Annotated in this window: 14 protein-coding genes and 2 riboswitches; of the genes, 6 read left to right on the top strand and 8 right to left on the bottom strand. The window is 36.5% G+C overall.

The features are described 5' to 3' along the window. Both K0R93_RS18620 and K0R93_RS18615 read right to left on the bottom strand, forming a co-directional pair. A partial coding sequence (locus K0R93_RS18620) for a hypothetical protein (protein WP_300304792.1) occupies window positions 1-201 on the bottom strand: 201 nt, incomplete at its 3' end. Next, a complete protein-coding gene (locus tag K0R93_RS18615) occupies window positions 194-922 on the bottom strand; it encodes a hypothetical protein (RefSeq protein WP_300304790.1) in 729 nt (242 codons plus the stop codon). The genes K0R93_RS18615 and K0R93_RS18620, both read right to left, overlap by 8 nt. 550 nt (window positions 923-1,472) lie before the next feature. After that, a riboswitch (cyclic di-GMP riboswitch) is annotated at window positions 1,473-1,556 on the top strand. Between K0R93_RS18615 and K0R93_RS18610 the strand changes: the two genes are divergently transcribed. From K0R93_RS18610 to K0R93_RS18590, 5 genes are all read left to right on the top strand, one after another. Further along, window positions 1,537-1,692 (top strand): hypothetical protein, encoded by a 156-nt coding sequence (locus K0R93_RS18610; RefSeq protein ID WP_300304786.1) that lies wholly within the window; start codon window positions 1,537-1,539, stop codon window positions 1,690-1,692. Its footprint overlaps the riboswitch before it by 20 nt. Then, window positions 1,673-2,518 carry a transglutaminase-like domain-containing protein gene (locus tag K0R93_RS18605; RefSeq protein ID WP_300304783.1) on the top strand — a complete coding sequence of 282 codons (846 nt, stop codon included), beginning with the start codon at window positions 1,673-1,675 and terminating at the stop codon, window positions 2,516-2,518. The genes K0R93_RS18610 and K0R93_RS18605 overlap by 20 nt, the downstream gene beginning before the upstream one ends. A 209-nt stretch (window positions 2,519-2,727) precedes the next feature. Further along, the gene (locus K0R93_RS18600; RefSeq protein WP_300304780.1) at window positions 2,728-4,656 is read left to right on the top strand and encodes an aconitate hydratase; all 1,929 of its coding nucleotides are present in this window, start codon (window positions 2,728-2,730) and stop codon (window positions 4,654-4,656) included. A gap of 18 nt (window positions 4,657-4,674) precedes the next feature. Beyond that, window positions 4,675-5,676 (top strand): isocitrate/isopropylmalate dehydrogenase family protein, encoded by a 1,002-nt coding sequence (locus K0R93_RS18595; protein ID WP_300304777.1) that lies wholly within the window; start codon window positions 4,675-4,677, stop codon window positions 5,674-5,676. Between the two features lie 24 nt (window positions 5,677-5,700). Beyond that, the gene (locus tag K0R93_RS18590) at window positions 5,701-7,059 is read left to right on the top strand and encodes a citrate/2-methylcitrate synthase (protein WP_300304774.1); all 1,359 of its coding nucleotides are present in this window, start codon (window positions 5,701-5,703) and stop codon (window positions 7,057-7,059) included. A 55-nt stretch (window positions 7,060-7,114) separates the two neighbouring features. Here K0R93_RS18590 and K0R93_RS18585 read toward each other — a convergent pair whose 3' ends face one another. The 6 genes from K0R93_RS18585 to K0R93_RS18560 all read right to left on the bottom strand — a co-directional run bounded on the left by K0R93_RS18585 (window position 7,115) and on the right by K0R93_RS18560 (window position 15,283). After that, complete coding sequence (locus K0R93_RS18585; RefSeq protein WP_300304771.1) at window positions 7,115-8,200, bottom strand: sugar ABC transporter substrate-binding protein; 1,086 nt, start codon at window positions 8,198-8,200, stop codon at window positions 7,115-7,117. After that, on the bottom strand, window positions 8,200-9,807 hold the full coding sequence (locus K0R93_RS18580) for a response regulator transcription factor (RefSeq protein WP_300304768.1): 1,608 nt from the start codon (window positions 9,805-9,807) through the stop codon (window positions 8,200-8,202). Before K0R93_RS18580 ends, K0R93_RS18585 begins: the two co-directional genes overlap by 1 nt. Beyond that, window positions 9,785-11,311 carry a sensor histidine kinase gene (locus tag K0R93_RS18575; RefSeq protein ID WP_300304765.1) on the bottom strand — a complete coding sequence of 509 codons (1,527 nt, stop codon included), beginning with the start codon at window positions 11,309-11,311 and terminating at the stop codon, window positions 9,785-9,787. Before K0R93_RS18575 ends, K0R93_RS18580 begins: the two co-directional genes overlap by 23 nt. 11 nt (window positions 11,312-11,322) lie before the next feature. Continuing rightward, window positions 11,323-12,330 (bottom strand): substrate-binding domain-containing protein, encoded by a 1,008-nt coding sequence (locus tag K0R93_RS18570; protein ID WP_300304762.1) that lies wholly within the window; start codon window positions 12,328-12,330, stop codon window positions 11,323-11,325. Between the two features lie 314 nt (window positions 12,331-12,644). Continuing rightward, on the bottom strand, window positions 12,645-14,237 hold the full coding sequence (locus K0R93_RS18565; RefSeq protein ID WP_300304759.1) for an ABC-F family ATP-binding cassette domain-containing protein: 1,593 nt from the start codon (window positions 14,235-14,237) through the stop codon (window positions 12,645-12,647). A gap of 122 nt (window positions 14,238-14,359) precedes the next feature. After that, on the bottom strand, window positions 14,360-15,283 hold the full coding sequence (locus tag K0R93_RS18560; RefSeq protein WP_300304756.1) for a tetratricopeptide repeat protein: 924 nt from the start codon (window positions 15,281-15,283) through the stop codon (window positions 14,360-14,362). A 204-nt stretch (window positions 15,284-15,487) separates the two neighbouring features. Further along, window positions 15,488-15,625, top strand: a riboswitch (cyclic di-AMP (ydaO/yuaA leader). Window positions 15,626-15,632: 7 nt separating this feature from the next. On the opposite strand from K0R93_RS18560, the gene K0R93_RS18555 reads away from it, so the two are divergent. Continuing rightward, window positions 15,633-16,328, top strand: a complete 696-nt coding sequence (locus tag K0R93_RS18555) for a cell wall hydrolase (protein ID WP_300304795.1) — start codon at window positions 15,633-15,635, stop codon at window positions 16,326-16,328. Window positions 16,329-16,444 lie beyond the last annotated feature (116 nt).

Below are 16,444 nucleotides of genomic sequence, written 5' to 3'. Positions count from 1 at the left end.
CTCACCTACTGCCAATGTCAAATTTTTTGATACTTGATGCTTAAGCCCGTCGATTGTGTATGCAGGACCGTCTTCTAATGCTACTGCTCTTGGTGTCTCCACGTCCTCTTTATTTGTTACTTTAACGGCATACGAATATCCCTTTGCACTTTCTGAACCACTTACTACCTTTTCTACTATCAGGATTCCTGTCTCACTCACCTACTGCCAATGTCAAATTTTTTGATACTTGATGCTTAAGCCCGTCGATTGTGTATGCAGGACCGTCTTCTAATGCTACTGCTCTTGGTGTCTCAACGTCCTCTTTATTTGTTACTTTAACGGCATACGAATATCCCTTTGCACTTTCTGAACCACTTACTACCTTTTCTACTATCAGAGTTCCTGTCTCTACTGGAGGAATTTCACATTTTTTAAGTTCAAAATACATGGCCCAGTTCCCTTGTTCGTGAATATTGTCGCCCTCTCCCCAAGCTGTTTCAGTTGAACTTCCGCCTTCAAATGCTGTTTCACTATTTACCACGGCATGGGCTGCAATATAAATCGTGTCATAGTTTCCATTGGGGAATAGTTCACTTAAAGCTCTTTCATGTACATCGTACTGTACGTTGTCTAAATCATGCGTCGTTCCTAATCCTCCTGGATTACTATTAATGGGTCTTGTAGCCCCTGCATATACATGGGTTTCAGTTAATGTAACATCTCCGTTAGTCTCAAAAGAAACATAGAGATTACCACCGTATACTTCTGCTGTAACTGTCCCTACTGTAAAGTGTTGAGCTGCAATTAGCGATACTGTCTTTGAAAGATAGCATTCGTCTGAGTCGGCAAATGATATTGCACTATTGCCGGGTGATACACCAAAAAACATCAAAGCTAGAATCATCAACGAAATAAGTATGTTGTTTTTGTACTTATTCATCCTTTCACCTCCTTATAATTTTATAAATATGCCTTAAATTTACTGCTTAAGCGCTGAAATCAGATAATGTTATTGCGCCTTAAACAGCAAAGCTTTGTATGCGAAATGAATTAATGCTCAACCCTAGATTAACGATCATTAGTTAAGCTTATATATAGATGAAATAACAATTCCTTAAATATATATAAATTATCTCCACTAAATGGTACGATATACATCACCTGCTTGCTAAAACATAGTTAACTATATTCTTTTTATATCACGACACTTCTGAGATAATTTGTTGGTATTGGTTGTCGGTACACAATAATTTTATGAGCAATTCTTATCCTTTATGCTGTATTTCGTTCTGTTTCTTCTAAAAAAAACCGCGTTAACAGCCCTCTTTCTTCATACTTTGCATTGACACAAACTATCGGATTTTATATTTCGATCTATTTATTTTCTATCTAGTTTTCCTGATAAAATATGTATATTTTTAGAAAATTTTTGAAATAATAGAAAGTTTATGCTATAATCATTCTAAAGATAAATTTTATAAATTCTTGCATTCCGATAATAGCAAACCTATTGAAAAATAGGGACGCAAAGCCACGGGTCTAAAGTGTATAACTATGACAGCCGGGTTGCCGAAGGTGCTGATATCCTTCATCAATCATTCAGCTCTGTTTGGTAATCCAAACAGAGCTTTTTTGATTTGGTTAAAACTAGACCGTACCCATCAATTTACCGTAAAAGGGGGAACACAGGATGAAAAAAGTATTTTGTAAAATAGTTTCCATCGTTATCGCGCTTCTTATATGCTTCAATATAGGACAAGCTTCTTTTGCTTCCGATAACAATTACATAGAAAAAAGCGGTGTCTTGTTAGCAAAGATCCCTTCAAGTAAAGTGGATGGTAAGATTCAGTTGGTGGGTAAAACGGATAAAGACAAAATCAAAATACTCATGAAAAAAGATAATGTACAACGATGGTTCGATATCAAGCTAGATCAGGGAAATTTCTTAGAGGAGCTATGGCTAACCGATGGGAAAGGAAGCTATACCCTCTCCATAATGGTTCATGTGAAAGATCGACAATACATTTATGGTCCTGAAATTAGCGTAAACAATACATCCGAACCAAATAAATATTTGGTTCCTTCAAAGCATGTGGAAAGTAATGATGCATCAATCATCAAGCTGGCAGAAGAAATCACCATGGAAAAAACTTCTGATACAGATAAGGCACAAGCCATTTATCAATGGGTAGTTGACAACATCCAATACGATTACGATAAGCTCCTTAAGCAGGATAATCAGGATTACTCTAGCCTATATGGTGCTGTCAACACTTTACATACGAAAAAAGGTGTTTGCTATGACTATGCGGCTTTAACCGCTGCTTTAGGCAGAGCCATTGGGCTTCAAGTAAAAGTTGTCAAAGGCCAAGGTATCACGGATGTATTCAAAGGTTTACACGCATGGAATGAAGTTTATATTTCTGAGGATAATAAATGGATTCCTCTGGATACTACATTTGCAGCAACATCTAAAAAGGATTACTTCGCAAATAAGGAATTTGACAAAGATCATATAAAAGAGGATGAATACTAATATAAATAAATAGGGTGTCTAGACTATAACCTTGGTCTAGACACCCTATTTATTTATCACTGATAGCCTTAGAAAACTAAAAATAGTTTTTTTCAAAATATTGTATATTTATATATAATTATTTATTTTTATAATAAATGCATATTGACTTCTTTTTCATCGCATGTGTATAATTGTATACAATTATACTGTTTAAGGAGTGATATCTGGTGAAGAAAAATTTAGTCATGAAGATTTTAGAAAAAAACTTATTGTCTGGAAAACTAGTGGATGGTAATGAAATCTCTATCAAAGTAAATCAAACCCTTACCCAAGACTCAACGGGTACAATGGTTTACCTTCAACTGGAAGCTATGGATATTGCCAAGCTTCAAACAGATCTTTCTGTTGCATATATTGACCACAACACACTGCAAGCTGGTTTTGAAAATGCCGATGACCACGAATTTATTAAGACAGTTGCTGCTAAATATGGCATCATTTATTCAAAGCCTGGTAACGGAATCTGTCATCAGCTGCATCTAGAAAGATTTGCTAAGCCAGGCGGTGTTCTTCTTGGTTCTGACAGCCATACACCGACCTGCGGAGGTTTAGGTATGCTTAGTATCGGTGCAGGCGGACTTGATGTGGCAGTAGCCATGGCAAAGGGATATTATTACTTAAAGGTTCCGAAGGTCTTAAAGATAGAGTTGACTGGCCAACTCCAACCGTGGGTTTCTGCAAAGGATGTTATCTTGTTTATTTTAGGAAAGCTTAGTGTCAAGGGCGGTGTGGGCTATATTCTCGAGTACACTGGCGAGGGTATCAAGCATCTTTCCGTTACTGATCGAGCAACAATTACCAATATGGGTGCAGAGCTGGGTGCAACTACTTCCATATTCCCCATTGATGAAATTACAAAGGATTTTTTGATAAGACAGCATCGAGAAATAGACTTTTACGATATACAGGCTGACTCTGATGCATCCTACGACAAAGAGGTGGTAATCAATTTAAGTGATATCCGTCCCATGGCTGCTCTTCCACACAGCCCAGACAATATTGCGTCTATCGAGAGCATTTCAGGAATTAAAGTAGATCAGGTTGCCATTGGCAGTTGTACCAATGCTTCCTATACAGATCTTATGAAGGCAGCGACAATATTAAAAGGGAAAAAAATTCATAAAGATGTAAGCTTAATCATTTCACCAGGTTCTAGCAGTATACTAAAAATGCTTTCTGATAATGGTGCCCTAGGCGACCTCATTGAGGCAGGCGCGCGAATTTTGGAAGCTTCCTGCGGGCCTTGTATTGGCATGGGCCAGGCGCCTAAGTCCAATGCCGTTTCTCTTAGAACATTTAATCGTAACTTCAAAGGTCGATGTGGTACTGACAATGCAAGTGTATACTTGGTAAGCCCAGAGACAGCCGCTGTTTCTGCTATTAAAGGATATTTAAGTGATCCTGTAACCTTTGGTGACGAAGTATCGATTACAATCCCAGAAAAGTACCATGTATCAAATAATTACTTTATTTACCCGAAGGAAACTGACGAGAATACACCTATTGTCATGGGGCCAAATATTAAACCATTTCCTGTCAATAGTGCTTTAAAAAGCAGCCTAAGAGGAAAAGTATTGCTAAAAGCATTGGACAATGTTACAACGGATGATATCATGCCGTCCCATGCTGGTCTTTTACCCTATCGGTCGAATATTCCCGAGCTATCTAAGTATTGTTTCGGTACACTTACGGATAATTTCCATGTAGTTGCAAAGGAACATCAAGGTGGGTTTGTCATAGGGGGTGAAAACTACGGCCAAGGTTCAAGCCGTGAGCATGCAGCTCTCGTTCCCCTCTATCTTGGCGTGAAAGCAATCATTGCAAAATCATTCGCCAGAATTCACAAAGCGAATCTCATTAACGCAGGCATTCTTCCTTTCACATTTATTGATAAGGACGATTATTCTTTCATTGATCCTTTAGATGAGTTCAGTATTCCTCACATTATGGAAGAGCTAATCAAAAATGAAGAAATTTCTTTATATAACATAACAAAAAGTGTCCTCATAAAAGTAAAGTTCGAAGGTTCTTCCCGGGACAGGCAGATATTAATGGCTGGTGGATACCTAAACTATGCCAAAGGAATAACCCTATAAAAGAAAGGACGATGCACAATGTATAATATAACACTCATCCCAGGAGATGGTATAGGTCCTGAGGTGGCTGAAGCAGCCAAATCAGTTATTGAAGCTACTGGTGTAAAAATTCGATGGGAAACTGTAAATGCAGGCATAGATGTACTAGCTAAGGAAGGTATACTTGTACCAGACAAAGTTTTTGAAAGTCTAGAGAAAACTAGGATTGCTTTGAAAGGCCCTATAACCACACCTATTGGTTCTGGATTTAAAAGTATTAATGTAATGCTGAGAAAAAAGTATGATCTTTTTTCAAATATCCGCCCCATAAAAGCTATTCCAGGTATAGCTGTACCATTTCAGAATGTAGATCTGGTCATCTTTAGAGAAAATACTGAAGATTTATATATAGGGGTGGAAAAAACGATAGACGAAGGTACTGCTGAAGCCATAAAACGTATCACCAGAGAAGGTTCCTTAAGAATTATTAAGGCAGCTTTCGCCTATGCCCATCAAAACCATAAATCTAAGGTAACCGTTGTTCACAAAGCCAATATCATGAAGCTAACAGATGGACTGTTTCTCCAGTGCGCTAGGGAGGTATCGAAGGATTATCCGCATATTCAACTTCAAGAAGTCATTGTCGATAATATGTGCATGCAGCTGGTCATGAATCCCAGTCAGTTTCAAGTCATCGTCACAACCAATCTATATGGTGATATTTTATCCGACCTTTGCGCGGGTCTTGTTGGCGGCCTAGGCGTTGTTCCTGGAGCAAACTTAGGAAAAGATATGGCGGTCTTCGAGGCAGTCCATGGTAGTGCTCCTGATATCGCAGGAAAGAATATTGCCAATCCAGTGGCAATGATTTTAACTGGAGCCATGATGCTACATTATCTTGGTGAATCAGATAAATCATATTCTATTTATAAGGCTGTAGAAACTACTATTCTTGAAGGTAAGTTCGTTACAAAAGACTTAGATGGTTCCGCTTCCACCAAAGATATGACGAATGCAATTATAGAAAATATATCGCTATAACCACATTATAAAGGAGGTTTCAAAATGAGTCATCCACATTCAATAGATATCATGAACCATTTAGCTTGTTTAGCTGAAAAAAATAATTATATTGCACCCGAGTTGTATCAAAAGCACAATGTAAAAAGAGGCCTCCGCAACGAAAACGGAACGGGCGTATTAGTGGGACTTACAAATGTCAGCTCTGTTAAAGGCTATAAATTGGAAGGTGGTATCAAATCTCCAGCGGAAGGAAAGCTTTTCTATCGGGGCATCGATGTAGAAGACTTCGTATCAGGATTTCAAAGTCAAAATAGAAGAGGTTTCGAGGAGTGTGCATATCTTTTATTGTTCGGGGTACTGCCCACAGCAGAGCAATTAACTCAATTTAATCAGTTACTGGATGAACACCGAAATCTTCCAAGCAGTTTTACGGAAAATATGATTCTTAAGATTCCCAGTAAGGATATTATGAACAAGCTTCAGCGGAGTATATTGGTTCTTTATTCCCACGATAAAAACCCAGATGATACAACTGTTTCCAATGTTTTAAGACAAAGCATAGAGTTAATTTCCCGATTTCCTACCATTATTTCCTATGGGTATCAGGCCAAGGCCCACTACTTTGACAGCAAAAGCTTGTTTATTCATTCTCCTCAAGCTGGTATTGGGACTGCCGAGAATATTTTGTACATGACACGGCCTGATAACACATATACGAAAACAGAAGCTGAGGTTTTAGACCTAGCATTGGTCATTCATGCAGAGCATGGGGGTGGAAACAATTCTGCCTTTGCAACCCATGTGGTATCTTCGTCTGGTACAGATACCTATTCTTCCATAGTGGCTGCCATCGGTTCCTTAAAAGGCCCAAAACACGGCGGTGCCAATATCAGAGTTCGTGAAATGATACAAAATATAAAAGCCAATGTTCCTCATATAAATAATCGAGACATACTAAAGGATTATCTTTGGAAAATTATCAAAAAAGAAGCTTTTAATAAGGAAGGCCTCATCTATGGTATGGGGCATGCTGTCTATACAAAATCTGATCCTCGTACAAGTTTGCTAAAAAGTAAAGCATTTGAGTTGGCTGTTGAAAAGGATCGTGTGGATGAATTCAATCTATATAAAAATATCGAAGACCTTTCCCTAGAATTATTTAGAGACCTTAAGGGAGATTCCTTTGACATCTGTGCCAACGTAGACCTCTATTCCGGATTCGTATATGAATTGTTAAACATTCCACCTGAGCTTTACACACCGTTATTTGCCACAGCAAGAATTGCAGGTTGGTGTGCTCATAGAATTGAACAATTGGTCAGCGACCAAAAGATTATTCGTCCTGCCTACGCAAATACCAGTCTTGCAGAAAAATATATTCCATTACCATCGAGAATATAAAACGAAGCCACAGGGGGAATCAATATAGATACCCCCTGTGGCTTCGTTTTATGGACTATAAATCTGAAGGATTCCTATAAACCTCATTGCGCATATGGAACCCATCTTTTATAATGGTGTCATCAATATTATTTTTGTCAACCGCTATCGGTATAAGCATAAAATACGGGATATTATATTTACCATCATAGATTGTATTTTTTAGTCCCAATGGTTCACCTTTCGCTAGTTTGATTGCCAACTCTGCTGCTGCATCCGACAACATTTCTATAGGTTTATACACCGTCATCAATTGGGTACCCTCCACAACTCTTTGGCACGCAGCTAAATCTGCATCTTGACCTACTACCACAGTTTTACCAGCCAATCGATGCTCCGACAATGCCTCTATGATGCCCTCGGCAAGACCATCATTGCCTGCAATAATTGCATGGATTACATTTCCTTTTTGTAATAAATCGTCGGTTACTTTAAAAGCAAACTCACTCATCCAATTTGGTGCCCATTCTTCTGAAATAATTCGTATACGCCCGCTTTTTGCTTCTGGTTGAAGTACAATGTCATAACCTTCCTTGATCATTTTGGTATTGTAGTCACTAGTCGCACCATTGATCACCAGAACCTGCCCCTCTTGTATATGATCTAGTACCGCTAGGGCCATCATTTGCCCTACCTTCACATTATCAAAAGAAATATACGCATCTACATTTGATTTAAGTACCAATCGATCGTATGAAATAACCTTTACCCCTTGACGCTTTGCCATATCTACTGCTGCTGCAGCTTTCTCCAAATCATTTGGCACGATGATCAGCACATCAATGCCCTGATCCAGTAGGTATTTTACCTGCTTCAATTGATCCTGATCATCATTGTTGGCATTTTGGACGATAATCTCTGCGCCCCGTTCTTTTACTTTGGCCATAAGAATATCTCTGTCCTTAATCCATCGTTCTTCCTTTAACGTACCTAATGAGAAGCCAATTTTAATACGATTATCAATAACTTCAATATTTTTAGTATCCGCCATATTTCCACGGTTTACACCAAGCAGGCTTTGTATCGTTAAATGGATCAGAATAACCAAAATAGTAGCTAAAACAGAGAGCAGTATTCTTCTTGCTATTTTTTTTGTTTCCATTATCCAATCACCTCTTGGGACAATGCATTTACTCTATATTCTGTAGGTGTGACACCCGTTATTTTTTTAAATATCTTACTAAAATAATTTGGATCGCTATAACCGATTTGGTAACATACTTCTTTTATACTCACTGACCCATCCTTTAGGATCTCTTTTGATTTTTCTATCCGACGTTCGGTAAGATAGTCAACAAAATTTTTCCCTACAGAATCCTTAAAAAATTTACTGAAATAATGATAGCTCATATTTACTTCTTTTGCTGCATCATCTAAACTGATATTTCTATGATAGTTTTCATGAATGTATTTAATTGATTTTGCAATTAATCCACTTAATTCACGTTCTCTTAAGTTATTTATATTATTCGTTATACTCTTAAGATTGTTTAAATAGCTGGTCTTCAGTTGGTTCACTTGTTGAATCTTTAACAAATCAGTAAAGTAACTGTGCTCAGTCATACCGCTTTCCTCAATTTCATAAGGAATCGCTCTCTTAAGAACAATTAAAAGCTCTAAGAGTTTAGATTTTATTTTATCAATATCCTCTTTATAATTGGTGGATAGCCACCAAAATATCTCTTCAAAGATCTCTAAAGCCTCTGATGTACTACCAGTTAGTACACGATCAATCAATGTTTTTTCCTTACTTATGGGGTAAGTATCCGCTTTTTCTAGGTGAAATACAATATCTTCAAAATGCGTTACACCATCATTTTCAGAGACCGATGCAGCAGTATAGGCTTCGTTACATGATTTAGAGAAATATTCAATACCATAAATCCTTCCAATACCAATTTTATAACGGATCTTGGTACTACGACGAATTCTTTCAATAAGCTTTGTGGCAATGTCCATAGACATGTTCCGTGCCTCGTAAGCATCGATATCCTGATTCACTGGCACGTATGCAACGATTCGATCCAATAGGGGCGGGCCAATTAAACATGGATATAAATTCTTTAGTTCCAAGCTAAAAAAATCGTAGAAGCTTTGTTGGTATAAGCTGTACTTTAGATTTTCTTCTTTTATATCACTTTCAAAGTCATCTACCATGGCCATCATGACATAGCCATACTGAAGCTTCATAGAAAAAATCTCTTCATAAAACTCTATGCCGCGGATCACTCGTCCATTAAATAACTGAGAATACACAAATTGTCCTTCCATATGGGGAATGATTTTATCAATCTTTTCCTTTAATAAAATTTCCCGCTGTATTGCTTCCCTTTTTACAGAAAGGATATCTGTGATATGTTGAATCGTTTCCACCAGTCTTTGCTTGTTAATAGGCTTTAACAGATACTCATGCACGCCAAGATTCACGGCATCCTTAGCATAATTGAAGTATTCATAAGCTGTAATAATTACAAAAATAATGTCATTATGGGTATTCTTAATTTGACGAATCGCATCAATCCCATTAATGCCTGGCATACGAATATCCATAAATATAACATCAGGCTTTAAATCAAATGCCTTCTCTATGACCTCTCGACCTGACGTGGCTGTACCTACAATTTCAACACCTGGTGCATGCTTTTCAATAATGAATTTGAGAGACTCAATAACTAAATATTCATCATCAGCAATTAGGAGCTTTATCATCGCAAACCTCACCCCCACTATAAGGAATTTTTATAACAACCTTCGTTCCTTCATTTACCTTACTTTCTATTTCGATAACCTCATGTATTTCAGCAATATTATAAAAAAGTCTCAAACGATCAATCACATTCATCATCCCAATCCCCGTAACATGGCCCCCCATCATAGCATCTTGTCCATTGTTAGAGATAATCATATTCACTCGTTTTTCATCCATGCCTATCCCGTTATCTATTACTTCAATCTGTACTTGATTATGAATTTGCTTAACATTTAAATGGATTTCTCCATTTCGCTCTAAATCTTCAAGTCCATGGATAAATGCATTCTCAACTACAGGTTGAATAATTGTACATGGCATTTTTATATCTAAACAATCTTCATCAATATCCATAAAAAAATCAATACGATTACCAAATCTTGTTTTCAAAATATACATATAGTTTTTTACGTATTTGATTTCTTCCCTTAATGCAACAGGTTCATCTAATTTTCTGAGATTATATCTAAATAACTCTGCGATATTTCCGATAAAGTCCGAAGATTTTTCTGCACCTTCCATCAAAGAAAGCTGGGAAGCGGCATTTAAGGTATTAAACAGAAAATGGGGATTAATCTGGGACTGGAGTGACTTTAGCTCAGCATCTTTCAGCAAGCTTTTCATCTTTAAGTTTTGCATTTCTTGTTCTTTTAGCTTGTTTTCAATCTCTGCCTGTCCTTTGATTTCATCAATGTGACTTTTGATATTGATTACCATCTTGTTAAATGCTTTCGCCAAAACATTTATTTCATCATCGGTTTGAATTTCAACTGCTTCCACATCAAAATCACCCTCAGAAATCCTTTCAGCAGAATGGGAGAGCATAATAATAGGCTTTGTTAATCGATAGGTAAACAATATGGCAAGGAAAATATTAATTGCCACTGAGCCTATAATAATGAGTAAATTTAAATAACTGGCAAAGGTCATGTTTGTATTGATAGCCGCATACTTTTGCGATCCTTGCTGCAGTTTCCCATTTAATAAATTGTTGATATAGAATTTAATGTATTCGCTCAGCTGGTTGGAACGGGTAAAGTGTTCAATATACTCACTGCTAATTCTTCCCCGTTTCGCTCTAACGGCACTATCGGTTTCATTGAGCAAATGATCAATCATAAAGCCTATGTCTTTTAAAATCAACTGATCCATATCATATACTGCCACCCTTGGGATATTCCTTGATTTTTCCTGCAAATCGTTATAGATGGTATAATAGTTCATCAGTGACTCTGAAGATTTTGATGTAAGATATTTTTCTACTTCTGTCATCAATAGATTTACATCATTGTTTAAGCTGTTTAAATAGACATAATCGGATATAATGGAATTCATTCTCGTCAGCATGATTCTCGCATTATAATAGGAGAATAAGCTGGTGATCCCTAGTAGGATCGTTGTAATCAAATAGTAAATAATCAACTTTTTTCGGATACCTGTAAATTTCAGAAAATTTATATTCATGTCATCACCAACTATTCAATGGAATCAGCCTTTTTTTCGTATTCAACCAAGTTATCTTTCTCAATTACTTTTACACCTGTATCAATAAAGGTGGATACATTATTCTTTTCTTTAATGTCCATTAATGCTTTTAGACTTTCATATCCCATCTTAAAAGGATCACTCATTACAGCGCCATAGATAATGCCTTTTTCAATATACCGAAGAATGTTTTTTGTATCTCCATAACCTACCAATGTAATTCTGCCCACTTTATTATGATCTACGATCAATTGTGCAGCACCCAATGTATCGACAGAATTTGTAGCAAAAATTCCATTGACTTCATTTTGATTCATAATAATCGATTGGGTAATCTCTTCCGCACTCAAAATACCCATTTTCGAAGTATATATTTTGGTAATTTTCATATCTGGAAAACTGTTTATGGTACTTAAAAACCCATTGATTTTAAGATTTTGACTTGCTGTATCTAACTCATAATCATTGCTCACAATAATGGCAATGTTGGCTTTACCATCCGTTGCTTCTATCATGAGTTTAGCTGCCTCTTTTCCCAAAAGAAAGCTATTTGTCCCGACAAAAGCATTCCTGTTGCTGTCTTTGTCATCATTTTCAATGGTAATCACAGGAATTCCTTTATCATAAGCTTCATTGATCAATTCCGTAACACTTTCGTCGTTAGAAACATGGGTAATAATCCCATCAACATTAGATACTACAGCAATATCCAGATATCTCAATTCTTCCTGAGGATTATTAAATCTTGGCGCATTAAATTCAACAGCAACGTTATAGTGCTTAGCAGCACTTTCTATTCCTAATCTCACTTCCTTCCAAAAAGGATCTACGGAATTCTGTCCAATAAAATAATAGTGATATTTAGGTTTTGAAGTAAATATACTGGTTTCTTCCTTTTGAAGTAAATATAGAAAAATACTCATACAAGCAATGGAAATCATTAAAAGAAGAATTATGTTTTTTTGAATAAAAAACAATGTTTTTTTAAGAAACTTCATGTAAACTACTTTCCTCCCTGCAAAATTAAATTATAAATGGTAGTACGGCTTTCTTCTTAGAGCTTTCCAATGTCACTTCGATAATTCTTATGACATTTCCTGATCCGGGAATAGCTTCCTCCTAAACCAAGCCCAATCAACCCAACTCTCATCTTATCTACCATGGAATCTCGACTCCCTTCGGTTCGTCTTCTAATTTCCATTATACTATCAAAATGATACAAACCCCACGGGTTTTTTGACAATTCTGGTTTTTTTCATAAAATAAATCCCAAACCATTCGCATGTTTTGGGATTTGTTTATAGACATTGGACTAGAATATATTTTTACTCTCCAAATATTCATCGTAAGACATAGACTTATCGATTAAGCCATCAGGTGTTAATTCAATAATACGATTGGCAATTGTTTGAACAAACTGATGGTCATGGGACGCAAATAATACATTACTCTTAAATTCAATCAATCCATTATTTAGAGCCGTAATGGATTCTAGATCTAAGTGGTTTGTTGGTTGATCCAAAATTAGTACATTGGCAGAGCTTAGCATCATCTTAGAAAGCATACAACGCACCTTTTCTCCCCCAGATAATACTTTTGCTTGTTTTAGCGCTTCTTCCCCAGAAAACAGCATTCTTCCTAAGAACCCTCTTACATAGGTTTCTGTTTTGTCTTCAGAATACTGACGCATCCAATCTACCAAGTTTAGTTCTACATCATTGAAATATTCTGAGTTATCCTTTGGGAAATAGGCTTGTGAAATCGTAACTCCCCACTTGAATTCACCTGCATCAGGCTCCATTTCACCGACCAAAATTTTAAACAAAGTCGTTTGGGCAATTTCACTTTCTCCAACAAAAGCAATTTTATCACCTTTAGAAACTGTAAAGGATACATTATTTAGAACTTTTACACCATCTATGGTTTTTGACAGTCCCTCTACCATTAAAATCTGATTTCCAACTTCCCTCTCTGGTTTGAATCCAACAAATGGATATCTTCTTGTAGAAGGTTGAATATCATCTAATGATATTTTTTCTAACATTTTCTTTCTAGAGGTTGCTTGCTTGGATTTTGATGCATTGGCACTAAACCTAGCAATAAAGCTCTGTAGCTCTTTAATCTTTTCTTCCTTTTTCTTGTTTTGATCCTTTGCCATTTGTAATGCTAACTGGCTTGATTCATACCAGAAATCGTAGTTCCCAACATAAAGTCTTATTTTTCCAAAATCCACATCAGCCATATGGGTACATACTTTGTTCAAGAAATGTCTATCATGGGAAACAACAATAACTGTTCCTGGAAATTCAAGCAGAAAGTTCTCTAACCAATTTACAGACTTAAGATCCAAGTGGTTGGTAGGCTCATCAAGAATCAAGATTCCCGGTTTCCCAAAGAGAGCTTGCGCAAGCAATACCTTTACTTTTTCTGAACCCGTAAGTTCATTAACCCTTTTCTCATGTAAATCTGTACCAATTCCTAATCCCTGTAGCAAAGAAGAAGCTTCTGACTCTGCTTCCCAACCATCCAAGTCTGCGAATTCACCTTCAAGCTCAGAAGCTTTAATACCATCCTCATCTGTAAACTCCGATTTTGCATATAATGCATCTTTTTCTTTCATGATCTCATAAAGTCTAGCGTTTCCCATAATAACAGTTTCAAGCACTTGATAATCATCAAACTGATAATGATCCTGCTTTAGTACTGACATTCTAACCATTGGAGCCACACTCACATCACCAGTATTTGGCTCAATATCACCCGCTAGGATTTTTAAGAAAGTAGATTTTCCTGCCCCATTGGCGCCGATGACACCATAGCAGTTTCCAGGAGTAAATTTTAAGTTTACATCATCAAATAGTTTTCGTTCACCATATCTTAAACTTACGTTCGTAACCGTAATCATATTAAATACCTTCCTTATTAAGATTTTGCATACTGCGACATTATACCACATCTAATGCTGAAATAGATATTTTTTTTATAAAATAAACGAAAATAAACGCCATACATTTTCGTATGGCAAAATTATTTTCCTTCATACATAATTTGGTATGCTATTAGTTTTCTTATGGGATCAAGTTCTTCGTCCTCTTTCATGTATTCTGATAAGCTTGGACTAAGCTCAGTGGCCCTTATAATGTCTCGTAAAGCAGACTCCAGTTGGTTTAATTGAGCAAAAAAGCATCCTCGATTATAATATAACACGGAGACATCTTTATTATGGCATATCCCCGTACTAATGACTTCAACTGCTTTACTAAATTCTTTCCTTTCTTTATACAGCACTGATAAGTTTAAATAACCGTAAGGATAATGTGGATTGGCATCGATTGATTGATAATAATACTTCATTGCCAACTCTACTCTTCCTAACTTTTTCAGAACGACACCCATATTGAATAAAGCTTTGAAGTTTTCTGGATCGATTGTCAAACCCTTTTTGATCATTTCTAATGCTAGCTCATTGTAATTGAGCTCTTCATAAAGGGACCCCAAGTTAATGTAGGCCCAAAAATATTCTGGGTTTGCGTCAATAGCCTTCAAATAATTTTCTATGGCTTTTTCTTTCTCTCCAATTTCATCATAGACATTGGCTAGAAAAAAATAGGCCTTATCATAATCGGGGTCTATTGCGATAGCCCTTGTGTAAAAGTCAATGGCCTTTTCATACTCCTTTTGGTTATCATAAACCGTTCCAAGACTGTAATACCCCCTAGGGTCATCAGGTGCCAAAGATACGGCTTCTTCATACTTATCCTCCGCTGACTTATAATCCTCTAACTCATCATAAATAAGGCCCATATCTAGGAGCAATTCTACATCTTCACTGCCACCTCTACATTGATAAGCTTTTTGAAAAAATTTGAGGGCTTTATATAAGTCCTTCTCTTCCTTAAATTTATTGGCAATAATTTTATAATTTTTTTGCATATACTGTTTTGTTCTCATTTCAATACACCACTCATCCTCAACGCAGGTTTTTCTTCTTAATATAAAGTATGATAACAGAATTTCTTTATTATTCAAGGGGGATTTATGAAGATTGCTTTGTTATAATCTTATAATACATCATATATCCTCTTTAAATTCTTCAGGATAATTCTGGGTGGTTGACATAATGTCCATGTTCTCATATAATATTCACTATGTAAACACGTTACATTGCTGAATCCTGGATTTTCCAGGTACGGAGGAACCATTCTTGGGGTTAATCCATGATGATCATCATGGTAGGGAGCCTTCTATCCCGAACCCGTCAGCTAACTTCGGAAGCGATTACAGGAAGGAGTGTATAGTGATGAAAATCAATTTAAAAAGATTTACCCGTATTTTAGTTGTTATACTTATCTTGTCTTTACAAGTAACAAATGTATTTGCTGATACTTATGCATTACTAAAGCTCGGCAGTAGGGGTAACGATGTTGTAAAATTGCAGCAAACACTTAACAGTAGGGGTTATTCAGCCGGCACTGCCGATGGAATCTTTGGACAAAAAACAAAGGCGGCAGTAACTAGTTTCCAGAAATCAAATGGCTTAATGGTAGATGGTATTGCTGGAAATCAGACACAATCTGCACTTTATACTCAATCTGTTTCTAGAGGCACAGCAGCAAGGGACAGCCAGTATGCCACAAATCTTTATTGGCTATCAAGAATTATCCATGCAGAAGCAGAGGCAGAATCTTATAAAGGAAAAGTCGCAGTAGGAAATGTAATTTTGAACAGAGTAGCTTCTAAGGATTTCCCTAACACTGTTAAAGCCGTAATATTTGATGACTATGAAGGGATCGCACAGTTTTGCCCAGTACGAGAAGGAACAATTTATAATACCCCTTCACAAGATAGTATCAATGCTGCCAAGGATGCATTAAACAACGTTAGACCTGTCGGAGATGCCACATACTTCTTTAACCCTGATAAATCAGCAGGTAAATGGATTGTACAAAACAAAAGCTATGTTATGAGAATTGGTAACCACGTGTTTTACAGATAAAAAGGTGCGGAGAAATCCCAATGTCATTAAGATAAGAAAAACAGACGATTTTATTTAAATCAGCGTATAGAAATTATACGCTGATTTTTTATATAATTTTTTAAAAAGACTTGACT

The organism is Anaerosolibacter sp., from assembly GCF_029240175.1.
Lineage (GTDB): Bacteria > Bacillota > Clostridia > Peptostreptococcales > Thermotaleaceae > Anaerosolibacter.
The sequence above is the reverse complement of the archived record's forward strand: the minus strand, read 5'-3'. Positions and strand labels throughout refer to the sequence as shown.